The 12,842-nt window shown below is 44.5% G+C and carries 9 protein-coding genes and 1 pseudogene; 3 read left to right on the forward strand and 7 right to left on the reverse strand.

Going from position 1 to position 12,842, the window contains the following annotated elements:
• Positions 1–533 (forward strand): annotated as a pseudogene (locus tag AB4351_RS04050) (hypothetical protein); the annotation flags it as partial.
• Positions 534–535: 2 nt separating this feature from the next.
• Positions 536–2,215: a BatD family protein gene (locus tag AB4351_RS04055; protein WP_372125128.1), complete on the forward strand. Its 1,680-nt coding sequence runs from the start codon at positions 536–538 to the stop codon at positions 2,213–2,215.
• A 69-nt stretch (positions 2,216–2,284) separates the two neighbouring features.
• On the opposite strand, the gene AB4351_RS04060 is transcribed toward AB4351_RS04055, so the two are convergent.
• The 5 genes from AB4351_RS04060 to AB4351_RS04080 form a co-directional block, all read right to left on the reverse strand.
• Positions 2,285–4,429 (reverse strand): diguanylate cyclase, encoded by a 2,145-nt coding sequence (locus tag AB4351_RS04060; RefSeq protein ID WP_372125130.1) that lies wholly within the window; start codon positions 4,427–4,429, stop codon positions 2,285–2,287.
• Between the two features lie 336 nt (positions 4,430–4,765).
• Positions 4,766–5,515: a phosphate ABC transporter ATP-binding protein PstB gene (gene pstB, locus AB4351_RS04065; RefSeq protein ID WP_004737715.1), complete on the reverse strand. Its 750-nt coding sequence runs from the start codon at positions 5,513–5,515 to the stop codon at positions 4,766–4,768.
• A 90-nt stretch (positions 5,516–5,605) separates the two neighbouring features.
• Positions 5,606–6,469, reverse strand: coding sequence for a phosphate ABC transporter permease PstA (pstA, locus tag AB4351_RS04070; RefSeq protein ID WP_017064256.1), 864 nt, complete (start codon positions 6,467–6,469; stop codon positions 5,606–5,608).
• A gap of 15 nt (positions 6,470–6,484) precedes the next feature.
• A complete protein-coding gene (gene pstC / locus AB4351_RS04075; protein WP_017064255.1) occupies positions 6,485–7,414 on the reverse strand; it encodes a phosphate ABC transporter permease subunit PstC in 930 nt (309 codons plus the stop codon).
• A 111-nt stretch (positions 7,415–7,525) separates the two neighbouring features.
• The gene (locus AB4351_RS04080) at positions 7,526–8,347 is read right to left on the reverse strand and encodes a phosphate ABC transporter substrate-binding protein (protein WP_017064254.1); all 822 of its coding nucleotides are present in this window, start codon (positions 8,345–8,347) and stop codon (positions 7,526–7,528) included.
• 480 nt (positions 8,348–8,827) lie between these two features.
• Between AB4351_RS04080 and AB4351_RS04085 the strand changes: the two genes are divergently transcribed.
• Entirely contained in the window at positions 8,828–10,471 is a 1,644-nt protein-coding gene (locus AB4351_RS04085) for a methyl-accepting chemotaxis protein (RefSeq protein ID WP_372074474.1), read from the forward strand.
• Positions 10,472–10,578: 107 nt separating this feature from the next.
• On the opposite strand, the gene AB4351_RS04090 is transcribed toward AB4351_RS04085, so the two are convergent.
• Positions 10,579–11,466 (reverse strand): lipase secretion chaperone, encoded by an 888-nt coding sequence (locus AB4351_RS04090; RefSeq protein WP_372074472.1) that lies wholly within the window; start codon positions 11,464–11,466, stop codon positions 10,579–10,581.
• A gap of 38 nt (positions 11,467–11,504) precedes the next feature.
• Positions 11,505–12,446, reverse strand: a complete 942-nt coding sequence (locus AB4351_RS04095) for a lipase family alpha/beta hydrolase (protein WP_372125133.1) — start codon at positions 12,444–12,446, stop codon at positions 11,505–11,507.
• Positions 12,447–12,842: the final 396 nt, after the last annotated feature.

Below are 12,842 nucleotides of genomic sequence, written 5' to 3' on the forward strand. Positions count from 1 at the left end.
AACAGCAACAGCAACAGCAAGGCGATTCTGACTCCAAAGACCAGAATGACCAAAATCAGCAAGGTCAGCAAGGTCAGCAAGGTCAGCAAAATGATTCTTCGCAAAGCTCTCAGGATCAACAACAAAGCTCCAGTGGCAAGTCGCAAGATCAAAGCAGTAACCAAGATCAACGCGGTAGCCAAGACCAAAACTCATCTCAAGGCCAACCTGAAAATCACTCTGACTCTGAAAAGTCTAAACAAGACGACAAGCAAGCCACGCAACAAAGTAACAGTGATCAGCCGAAACAGAGTGACCAAGAAGGCGCTACACCTCAAAGTGCTAGCGCACAACAAGCTTCAAAAGAAGATGGTGAGCAAAGTAGTCAGCAAGCTGTAGCACAAACCTCAGATCAACCTCTGTCGAGCGACCCTGACATGCGAAAACTTGAGCAAGTAGAAAGCGCCCGTGACCCGAGCCAACTGCTTAAAGCGCAAATGATTTTACAAGCACGACAAAAAAGTGCTCCTAACAACCAGAACAAAAAGTGGTAACCATGCGATTTCTAAACAAGCCATTTTTATCCGTACTCCTAACATTGTTGTTGGGAGCTTTCTCGTCCTGCTCAGCATTGGCTGCAAACGCCGTGGCGAGTGTTTCACATAACAGTGTCACCAAAGATGAAGTATTCCTACTTAGAGTCGCGACCGATGAAAAGGTCTCTTCTGATGCTTTAGATCTAACGGCGCTCCAACAGGACTTCTATGTCGGTACACCAAGCTTTGGCTCGTCGATGCAAATCGTCAATGGCAGCCGTTCGGTGTCAAGTGAATGGAACATCAGCCTTGCTCCACTGCGTTTGGGCCGGATACAGATCCCTAGCTTTGACATTGAAGGGGCTAAAACCAAGCCTATCACCATCAATGTCGCCGTTAATAAAGCGGCGCCAACTCAACATGACATGGCTGAGTTTCAACTTAATCTCAGCAAGAACTCACTATACCCACAAGAGACCGCAGAGCTTGATGTAAAGCTGATCATTAAAGCGGATCCAAGAAGGCTTCAAGATCCGAAAATCGCGCCACCGAGCTCTTCAGGCTTAGATGTGGAACCTATTGGGGAATCGAAGCAATTTCAAGACGTTCTCAATGGAAAGGAGGTGACGGTAGTTCAACAGTCATTCCGTATCTCGTCACAAAAAGCAGGTCAATTTAAGCTGAACGGGCCGAAGCTAACAGGAGCTGTTGTCTACTCAACCAATAACTCTAGTACAACACGTTTGTTCCAACTCGACACACCCGTTGAAACCTTAGATGTCACCGTAAAGGACGTACCAAAAGGCTACCAAGGTGAGTGGTTACCAACATCAAACTTCAAACTGATTCAACAATGGTCAGATAGCCAAGGCAATCAACTGGGAAATAGTAATGGTTTAGAAGGCGACAACCAAACCATTGAAATGGAAGCGGGTGATTCGTTAACTCGTACCATCACGATGACGGCTAGCAACTTAACGCAACGCCAGCTGCCAAAACTGAATATCACCTACCCTAATTCGGTACGTGTTTATGAAGAGAAGCCGCAATTTGGCACAACTCAGTCAGGTGATTCTGTCGTTGTTTACAAGCAAGTCTTGATTCCGAAAGAGGCAGGAAACATCTCGCTTCCTGATGTGTCTCAAGCTTGGTTTAACACCGATTTGCAATCAGAACAAACCAGCAAAGCGCAGGGGCTAGAGTTAGCGGTAAAAGCAAGTGATCGCGCAGCGTCAAGCACTCCACCAGTTACTGCTACGCCCGCCCAACAAGTAAGCCCGACGGTTGTTACTGTGGATAGCCCAGGGATCTGGCCTTATCTCACCGCCCTATTTGCAGCTTTGTGGCTAATCAGCTCAGCATTGGCATTCTACTTCTGGTCACGCCGCGGTGTAACGACAAAACCAACACACACTGTTGAACGTCAATCAGATACCGCAGAAGCGCTTATTGAAGCTCTAAGAACGAAAGATGGCGTGATGACCAGAACCTTATTTGAGCAATGGAAATCTGAAAATACAGATCTAAGTGATGAGACGTTACAAACCGTTGAAGCCGAACTCACCAAGCTAAACCAAAGCCTTTATGGTGAAGCCGGTTCACCAGCCCAAACATGGAGCCCTGAGCTGGCAATCAAAACGGTGAAGAAGCCCAAGAGAGTTGCGAGTAAAAAGCATAATAGTTCGCTAGAAAATCTTTAGTCGACGCTGTTCATCAAGAACAGTAAAACACAAAGGCCGTTGATCATCTTGAGATCAACGGCCTTTATTTTAAGAAAGAGAGGCTGTGACTTTTTTACGTTTTAAGGCAGAAACGATTCGATTTCTCCCAGAGTCTTTGGCTTGATACAAGGCTTTATCTGCCTTGCCATACAACAAATCAAAATCGAACTGATGCTGGTCAGACGTTATCGAGGCATAGCCAACGGATGCCGTTAAATATGGGCTGGTACTACTTTCACAATGGAGGATCTTCGCCTCTTCAATGCACTTTCTAATCGACTCGGCACGCTGCTTCGTTTCAGAGTGATTAGTGCCGATCATCAACAACATAAACTCCTCTCCCCCAATACGACAGAAAGTCTCTTGTTCATTGTAAACATGGTTATTTAGTATCTTACCTATCGAGCGTAAAGCAGCGTCACCTTCGGTATGGCCATAAACACTGTTGTACAAACCAAAGTGGTCGAGGTCGACAAGGATCAATCCAAATGTGACTTCATATTGTGTGGCAAACGCTCCTTGATCGTCGCAGTTCAAATCTTCTAACACTTGCGACAACATACGGCGGTTTCCAAGGCGCGTCAGCGGGTCTAATTTAGAAATGATATCCAACTGTTCGTTGGCTCTTTCAAGCTCTTGAGTGCGCTTACTAACCTCTTGCTCAAGCGTTTCATTGAGCTTTTTAAGCTCCTCTTGCGCCATGGTTCTTTGCAGCACCTCAGCAAGGCTCGAAGCAAAGATACGTATTACCTCACGAAGCTGTGAGGTTAAAGGACTGCGAGTTAATAGGTTATCAGCAGCGATAAACGCAATCGGCTCACCCGTATTGGTGGTGAGCATGGTCATTGCCGTCCAACCGACTCCCACAATATTGAAATCGTGATAGATAGGAACTGATTCTTCAAAGGCAACTTGATTAGGGCAAGCACGAGCTGCGGCTACAATGTCACGTTCCACCAGCTCAGAGCGATAATAGGACTCATCGACAATATCGCCTTTGATGTCAGTGCCCCAAGTACCTTGCATGTAACTGCACTTTTTGTCTGTTAGGAAAACAGCCAGTCGATCGATACCTAGATGTTGAATCGCAAAACTAACCGCGGACTTACAGACTTCACTGACGCTATCGCATCGAGACAGCTCAACCATACTCGAGTGCAACATACGTATGTTCTGCTCTTGGCGCTTGCGAATATAGATTTGAGAAAGCAAAGAGCCAAAAGACTCAAGCATCTGCTTTTGATAATTGGTTATGGGTGAGCGATGAATGTAGTTATCCATGGCGATCCAGCCGACAGGTTTGTCGCCTTCACGCAAGATAAGCATGCCATTCCACCCCTGCCCGACCACCTTACCTTCTGTATACAGGGGCGCATTATCGATGATGACTAGATTAGTATGGTTATCAGACAGCGCTTCAATGTATTCCGCTTCAAGTTGGTGCAAATCGTATTGAGTGTGGTGTTCACTGTTGGTTTTACCCGCTTCGTCAGTGCCATAATTTCCGCTGAAACAACGCTTTTTCATATCAAGCAACATGAAGATCGCACGATCAAACCCTAACCTGTCTCGCACAGCCTCAACCGATGCTTTATACAAAGCATCGAGTGACTCAGGGTTAGAAAGCTCAAGCGCGACCTGATGAACCAGCTTCATGTTCTCTACAAACAGCTCACGTAACTTTATCTCATCTAAGTATTGAGCTTCACGTGTGTCTCTGTGTTTGATTTCTAGCGCCGCGTTCTTTTCGGCACGAATACATTGCCAACGGGCAGCCGCGAGCTGTAACACATCAAGATCTTGGTCAAAGGTTTGATTAACCTTCTCAGCATTGCAATTTTGAACAATTAAATAAGTTCTGGAGGCAGGTGCGTTGTCGAGCATCATGATAAACGACTCCCCACCAAGCACTTTCATGTGTTCCCACTTGCAGGTGTTGATAGCCATTGGCAAAACCCCGTCTGCGGTATCAAACTGTGAGACCCACGGCCAAAATGTAGAGGGGTAGCTCGCCAATGAGGTTAGGTCGCCATAAGAAAAAAGCGGTAATGCGTCGCTCTCCGGCGTCGGTTCAGCAAATATTCCTATCCCTTTTGGAGTAAGTACCTTAACCAGATAGTCAAAAAGAGACTCAGCCAACAGACGATGGTCGCGTGTCGCAGATATTTGTTTTGCAAAGGCTTTAACAGGCACAGCTTCCTTCCATTGGCGATTAAGAATAAAGCAAAAATACAGAAGGCTTGATATGCAATCAATGTAAGTAAAAATGAGATGTTAAGCGGGTCGCAGTTTCACCTTTAACATTATCACAAGCATGAGAAGGACGACAAAAATGGGATTCTCTGCCCAAAATCACATCGACATTGGGGATTTTTTAGACACATAAAAAAGCCCCACCTATAGTGGGGCAAAACTTCCATCGCTTATAGTTATAGTGATAATTCTGTTGTTCTATTCGATTATCTAACCTGCGTTTCAGTTAGTGTGTAAAGGTATCTAATCGCTTAAATACCACACGTAAATCGTCGATTAACCGAAGTCACCGTTTACGTAACCTTTAGTACGATCATCTTTTGGTTCACTGAAGATAACGCTGGTTTCGTTATGCTCTACAAGCTCTCCCATTAGGAAGAAAGCCGTGCGGTCTGAGATACGACGCGCTTGCTGCATTGAGTGCGTTACGATAACGATAGTGAAGTCTTTCTTCAGATCTTCCATCAATTCTTCAATCTTGTGTGTCGCGATTGGGTCTAGAGCCGATGTTGGTTCATCCATCAGGATTACATCTGGTTCCATTGCAATGGTACGTGCGATACATAGACGCTGTTGTTGACCACCAGACAGACCAAATGCATGCGCTTTAAGACGGTCTTTTACTTCATCCCACAGTGCAGCACTGCGTAGCGAGCGCTCAACCACTTCATCGATGTGTTTTTTGTCTTTGATACCTTGAGCACGTAGGCCGTATGCCACGTTCTCGTAGATGCTCATTGGGAACGGGTTTGGCTTTTGGAATACCATGCCTACGCGGATACGTAGGTCAGCGACATCGATATTACCGTAGATGTCAGTGCCATCCATATCCAGCTTACCCTTAATCGTAACGCCTTCAATTAGGTCATTCATGCGGTTCAAACAACGCAATAGTGTTGATTTACCACAGCCAGACGGGCCAATCAGAGCAGTAACCTGGCGAGTTGGAATTGGCAGGTTGATAGATTTAAGCGCTTGGTTGTCGCCGTAAAACAGATCTAGGTTCTCAATATCAAATTTATTCATGTTCGTAATCTCTAAATTCTTAAATTCGTGTCTAACTTGATGCTTTCTTTATCACGGGGGCTCGCTTTATTTATGAGCCAGCTAATGAGCTTAGTAAGTTGCCGTGTTGAAGCGTCTCGCAATCAGTTTTGTAACCATGTTGATCAAGAGAACCAGTACGATTAGGACTGTCGCCGTGCCGTAGGCTTGGTTCCACTCATCGATAGTAAATAGCTCTGTTGTCAGCTTATATAGGTGAACCGTTAGTGTACGGCCAGAATCGAATACCGACTCAGGAACACGTGCCACCATACCTGCTGTTAAAAATACAGGTGCTGATTCGCCAATTACACGACCAATACTAAGAATGACCGAAGTTAAGATACCTGGCATTGCGCTTGGTAAGATCAAACGCCAGATAGTGTAGATTTTTGAAGCGCCAAGGCCGTATGAGCCTTCGCGGTAAGTTTGTGGCACTGCCATCAATGCTTCTTCTGTAGTACGAATGATTACAGGAAGAATCAGGATACTTAGCGTTAGTGCACCCGACAGAATCGAGAAGCCAAGACCAAGAATCGAAACAAAGAAGGTCATACCGAACAGACCAAAGATGATCGATGGGATACCAGCTAACGACTCAGTACAGAATCGAATCACTTTCACCAATCGGCTACCTACTTTCGCATATTCAGTTAAGTATATCGCCGTCATGATGCCCAGTGGCGCGGCTACCGCAATCGATGCGATTACCATGTAGATCGTGGCAATGATCATTGGGAAAATACCACGTTCTTCACCAGTACGAGTGTAATCGTCAGTGATGAAGTTCCAATCTACGTATTGCAGACCGTTCGATAGGATGTACCAAATAATCCAGAATAAGAAACCAACGGTTACAGCTGCAGCTGCCCAGATAAAACCTTTTAGGATGTTATCTTTGGTTTGACGTGCTTGTTTTAGTTTTACGCGATCCATATTACTTATCCTCGCCTACTTCGCTTTTTCACGGTTAAGATAAAGTAGAGCACCATTTAACATCATGATGAACACTAGAAGTACAACACCTGTTGCGTACAGTGCGTTAGCGTGAACGCCACTTGCGTAAGACATTTCAATTGCAATGTTTGCTGTTAGCGTACGAGCAGAGTCCAAAATGCCTTCTGGCATTGCTGGCGCGTTACCCATAACCATGATGATTGCCATCGTTTCGCCAAGTGCGCGGCCGATACCCAAAATCACACCAGTCATAATGCCTGAACGTGCAGCAGGAACGAGTAGCTTAAAAATCGTGTAGATTTTCGAAGCACCCAGTGCAAGTGAACCTTCTTTGTATGTACGAGGTACCGCACGAATCGAAGTTTCAGAAACCGTGATAACGGTAGGAAGAATCATGATACCCAGAACAATGATACCCGCCAGGATAGTGTTACCCGCTGGTACTTGGAAAACGTTTTGAATCATTGGAACGATAATTACTAGACCGAAGAAGCCGTAAACTACCGACGGGATACCCGCTAGAAGCTCAACTGCTGGTCGAATAATATCTGCAAGACGCTTTGGAGCAATCTCAGCAATAAAAATAGCGGTTAATACACCAACTGGCACACCAACAACTACAGCTCCAAGTGTCGAAACAATCGATGCAACAATCATGGTTGCAACACCGAATAGAGCTGGAGGTAACCAGTCAACACCCAGAACGATGCCAGAAACACCGGCCTCTTGGAATGCAGGGATACTCTCTGCAACGATAAAGTAAGCGATAACGGCTAGTGATACGATGCCGATTACAGCACTCGATAAGAACAAGCCGTGGAAGATTCTTTCTCTCCAGTCGATGCGCTTCTTAGCACGTAGACTTGGCTTGTTGATTTGAGTCGCTTCAGTATTCATAAGCTTTTCACTATTTGCGATGGTCATATATAAAATCTCAAACTTTGTGGCTCAATAAGAGCTCGAAATAAACAAAGTTGAAAGAAAAGGCTCAGCCTAAAGCAGGCTGAGCAATAATTAAGATTGAGTCAGTTAAGATTAGTTAACTGTGATGTAGCCTTTCTTACCAGCGATAGCTTGAGCTTCATCTGCAACCATCCAATCTAGGAATTGTTGAGTTTCAGCTGTTGGAGCGCCTGCTTTGTAAAGAACTAGGAATGGACGAGCAACTTTGTAAGAACCGTTCTTAACGTTGTCTACAGTCGCAGCAGCGCCGTCGATAGTTAGAGCTTGAACAGATTCGTCAACTGTACCTAGAGAGATAAAGCCGATAGCGTATGGGTTGCTTGCTACAGAAACTTTAAGTGCGCCGTTACCGTTTGCAACTTGTGCACGTTGAGAGATAGCCGATACTTTCTTATCGCCAATCTTCTTCTTAAGCTTCATGATGTCTTCGAATGCACCACGTGTACCTGATGCAGTATCACGAGTGATTGCTACGATTGGCTTGTCAGCACCGCCAACATCTTTCCAGTTAGTGATGTCGCCTTTGTAGATTGAAGTGATTTGCTCAGCAGTAAGAGCAGATACTTCGTTGTTCGGGTTAACAACAACTGCGATACCGTCACGAGCGATAACTAGCTCTTTCAGGTCAGCTGTTTTCTCTTCTTCTTTTAGGTCACGAGAAGAGATACCAAGGTCAGCACTTCCATTTTTTGCTGCTTTGATGCCTGCAGAAGAACCTGGTGCTTGAATTTCGATGAACACTGGTTCGCCTTTATTCATGTAGGTTTCTGCAAAAACTTCAACCAGTGGAGAAGCACTGTTAGAGCCAACTACAGAGATAGTTTCTTTAGCTGAAGCTGTATTCACTGTTAGAGCGCCTAGTAGTGCGATTGCACCGATAACTGTCTTTTTCATCACAAATTTCCTTTAGTGGCGTTATTGCCGTAATGTTTTGCTTGAACGAGGCCTACTTTAGAATCCGAATGTGACAGTTGTGTTTCACTTAATTGAAGCCTATATGACAACTACAAATTAATGGCTAATTTCTCTCCTACTCGACTAATTGATAGTCGCGCGCCCATCAGATGCAGTTATTGAATGCAGGTCTCACCATCGTTTTAGCACCAAAAAACTAGATTTCCCTCTCTATTTATATCCAACACTAACCAATATATTTCTCTATTTATCAATCAAGTGGCCCTAAGACGATGGATAAAAAGATGCACCTTTATCGCCATTTCGAACAATAAACAACCATCCATATCAAATACCTATCGCATATAACGAAATCAAAGCCTTTATTGATTGAATTGTCAGTCTCATTAGTTAGAATCGCCAATTAATTCTAATAATAATAATTCTCATCTATTTATTTTATTCAAAAAAGGACATTACATGCGCCAACTTCTCAGTGGCTTATCAATCAAAATACAAATTCTTATACCCGTACTATTTTCCGTCGTTTTACTTTTAGCCGGTGTCATTATCGGTGGTGAAAAGCTAGAAAGTGCATTCAAAGATGTGTCAGTAGCAACCGACCAATTAATCTTACATAAAGAAGAACTCAGCGAAATCGTCGACAACAGCTATGGCATGCGTATCAAAGCGATTTACAGTCTATTCAATGCTGATGACGTAAAAACACTGGTTGAAACACTAAACCAAAAACGTGATCAGAATACTCGCCTACTGAATTCATTAGACACAGTGCCAGGCATGCAAGATGAAGTAGCGGCGATGAACAAAGCGATGAATCACTATGTCGACTTTTCTCGCACCACCATGCTTCCTCTATTAAGAGCGAAACACGGCGATACATCACTCTCTTCAGATTTTGAAAACCGCTACCAGATCGCAATCGACCAATACCGACACGCGGGTAATGACATGGTGCAAGCGATCAACACGCTTTCTAAAAAGTTGAATCTGCTTGCGACTCAAGAAGTCGACATCAATGGTCAGCAACACACCAGCACACTCGATACCGCAACCATTGCGCTTCTAGTGATCCTATCTGTAGCTCTAATTATCAGTTGGACGCTGGCTGGCATCATTGTTAAGCCGATCAGCAATATTCAAGCAACCATGCGCGAAGTGGCAAAAGGTAACTTGTTAGTTAAAGCAGAAGAGTATGGCGACAACGAAATCTCACGCCTAGCGCAAGACGTAAACCAGTCTGTTGAACAGCTGCGTGACACGGTAAGCTCGCTGTCTCGAATCAGTATCGAAGTGGCTTCTGCGTCGACAGAGCTAGCGGCTGTAATGACACAGTCCAGCGTTAACTCAGACCAAGAGAAACAAGAAGTAGAACAAGTTGCTTCTGCTGTAAACCAATTAGAAAGCACAGCAGCACACGTTAACGAGAACGCAGTACAAGCCGACTCAGCGTCTAAGCAAGCTGACGAAATGGCGACACACAGCATGAGCTTGTTTAATGAAAGCAACAAAGCTAACGAACAGATGGCGATTCAGCTAAGCGAAGCTGCAAATGTTGTGGGCACGCTAAAAGAGCACTCTGAACAGATTGGTAAAGTGATTGAGGTGATTCAAAGTATCTCTGAACAAACTAACCTGCTTGCGCTTAACGCAGCAATCGAAGCCGCTCGTGCAGGTGAAAGCGGTCGTGGTTTCGCAGTGGTTGCTGATGAAGTTCGAATGCTAGCGGCACGTACACAAGATTCAACCAAAGAGATCCAAACCATCATTGAAGGTTTGCAGGTTCAATCCGGTAACGCGAATGAAAGCATGAGCAGCTCATTATCTATGCTGGAACACAACCAAACTCTTGCAGGTGAAGTAAGCGCGGCGCTTTCAGGCATTGCTAACTCGGTAACGGACATGACTGAGATTAACACTCAGGTTGCCTCTGCCGCCGAAGAGCAAAGCCAAGTAACCTCAGACATCAACCGTAACATCTCAAACATCTACAGCCTAGTAAGCCAAAACGTTACCGGCATTACTCAAGCCGCTGCAGCAAGCCACGAGCTTTCTAACCTAGCAGAACAACAGAAGCAGCAGTTGGATTACTTTAAGGTATAGGCTTCAAGGTACGAAGTTCAAGGCAAACAGATTCAGGCTGTATGCTCTTTAGAACTCGCCGATAAACAAAAAGCCAGCCATCATGGCTGGTTTTTCGCTTTTAGACACTACTGACGAGATTCAGCCGCTCGAATTCTTTCAATCGCTTCTACCCTTCTAAGCTGTTCTGGTAGGAAATGTTCAGTCCTAAGTTGCGCAATCTTCTCTTGTTGTTCGGTTTTTGATAGGAATGAATCTTTCAAGACATCATTTCGTTCTGCGAAGTAGACCTCTAACGAGTCTTCAAAGGCCGCTCTTTGTTTATCAAGTGCTTCAAGTCTCTGGGTTGCTTCTTCACCGACAAGTTCGCTTCTCTTTAAGTATTTACCCTGTTCATCGAGACCTTCAGAGCTAGAGAGCTGTTGGAGTAACACCTGATTCTGGTGACTCGACTGAACATAATCAGGTTGCTCAGATAGATAGGATTCGAGTCTTTGTTGGTATTCTTCATCCTCTAATCCCTCCTGTTTCAGAAGTAACTTTTCTAAGGCGATTTCTCTCATTCTGTTGTCGTGCGTAAACAGAATACTTATCTCGCTCTCACTGAAAAACTGAGCTTGGAGGTCAAGGAGCGCTTGATTGAGTGCACGTAGATCATCAGCGGAAATGGATGTGGTACCGAACTGCACGTCCAACGATGTCAGTGCCGACTTATACTCAAGATATTTGGCAAACAGTGCTTCATCAACCACGGTTGTTGATGCTTGTTCGTGGTGTTTCGCCACGTTGTCTCGAATATCTTCAAGGGTTAATTCTGTATTACCTGACACGAAATATTCCATCATGTCTTTTGCTGATGCGTTATCGATGTCGGTATCTTGCTGAGAGGTGACTTTCAATGAGGAGACGCGTTGTTCGTCGTCAGTATGTGTATCTTGATTATTTAGATATAAAAAGACCGCCGCTGTGCTCATCAGGGCTATCGTGATTATCGACAAAATGGCGGTCTTTTTCATCATACTTCCCTTGTTTTCTTGTTAAACGGCTTTGCAGACTACAAGCCAGCCAACTTCAATCGATTGGCATGCTGACGATATAGAGTTACAGGATCTGTCTCAAACAAGTGGTGAATTCCCAATAACCCATTAATCTCATCTAGGTGGTTCATTTTGTAATCATCACCAATCACTTTGCCCAAATGCGCGCTGCATGCTCCTACTAAGCCATCATTAGGTTCGTTGAAGGCTAAGCCTAGGATTGTCATCGCTCCGTCGGTAGGATCAAGAAGGTTGGTAAAAGTGGAAGACCCTGTCCATGAATAGTAATAAACGCCGTTACTTGCTTGCCACTCACCATCGCCACACTCAGACGTCGGAACGCCCTCAGGGTAAAACTGGTTGAAGGCTAGCGAGCCTTCTGTGGTCAATGCTTCAAGAGAAGCGAGGCCGTCTTGGTCGAGATCCGATCCACCAGATAAAAGGTTAATCAGTGTCGTTAATCCACCTGCTAATTTAACCGCGATACCTTCTGTGACAGAGCCTTCAGATACGTTCCCTCGAACGAGATCAGCGACCTTAGAACCTTTATGTACACCGCCAATACTGGTCACTGAAGCAACAAGATCAGGTCGAACTGACGCAACATAACGAGCCGTAGGCCCACCGTGGCTATGACCAACCAGATTCACCTTACTTGCTCCTGTTGCAGCTAACAGCGTTTCAACTTGGCTGAGTAACTGTTCACCACGGACCTCTGAACTGTTGGTTGCAGAGACCTGAGCGACATATACGTTCGCGCCATCTTTGGTTAGGGATTCAGGTACGCCATAGAAATAGTCAACGCCCGCTAATGTATCGAAACCAAACAGACCATGTACCAACATAATGGGGTATTTCGTTTCAGTGTATCCCCTGGCTTCTAATGCTGATGCGCTCGTTCCGGCATATACGCCAAAACTGGATAGGCAGGCTATCGTCCAAATTAATATCTTTTTCAATGCTCTTTCCTTAAACAGATTAGACCTCTGATGAGTAAAAGAACCGTAGATGATGATTTTATAAAACAGAAAGTAACGACTTCATATTTGTGATGGCGAACTTGAATTAAACAGGTGCGATGAACATCAGGCAAACAGAATCAGGAGAAAAAACATAAGCAATTGATTAAATTAACATTTAACTAAGGTTGATGAGATTATTCTTTCAATATCCCGACTCAAATATCAATTCAACATTCTCAATAAACCAAAATTATTCGACAAATAACCGTTTGGAAACAGGTGTTTTTCAACCAAAACTCGTTGATAACTTGATGCTTATTCCATTAACGACACACCACAACCCTGAATGTATTGACGCTAATTATTGACTTTAGATATAGGTCGTACCAGTTA

Source organism: Vibrio sp. 10N.261.51.F11 (assembly GCF_041471665.1).
Classification (GTDB): domain Bacteria; phylum Pseudomonadota; class Gammaproteobacteria; order Enterobacterales; family Vibrionaceae; genus Vibrio; species Vibrio crassostreae_C.

Bases quoted from the DNA above. Each gene is read 5' to 3' on its own strand.
- AB4351_RS04055 (WP_372125128.1), top strand. From the start codon at position 536: ATGCGATTTCTAAACAAGCCATTTTTATCCGTACTCCTAACATTGTTG.
- AB4351_RS04085 (WP_372074474.1), top strand. From the start codon at position 8,828: ATGCGCCAACTTCTCAGTGGCTTATCAATCAAAATACAAATTCTTATA.
- pstB (WP_004737715.1), bottom strand. From the start codon at position 5,515: ATGAATAAATTTGATATTGAGAACCTAGATCTGTTTTACGGCGACAAC.
- AB4351_RS04090 (WP_372074472.1), bottom strand. From the start codon at position 11,466: ATGAAAAAGACCGCCATTTTGTCGATAATCACGATAGCCCTGATGAGC.
- pstC (WP_017064255.1), bottom strand. From the start codon at position 7,414: ATGACCATCGCAAATAGTGAAAAGCTTATGAATACTGAAGCGACTCAA.
- AB4351_RS04080 (WP_017064254.1), bottom strand. From the start codon at position 8,347: ATGAAAAAGACAGTTATCGGTGCAATCGCACTACTAGGCGCTCTAACA.
- pstA (WP_017064256.1), bottom strand. From the start codon at position 6,469: ATGGATCGCGTAAAACTAAAACAAGCACGTCAAACCAAAGATAACATC.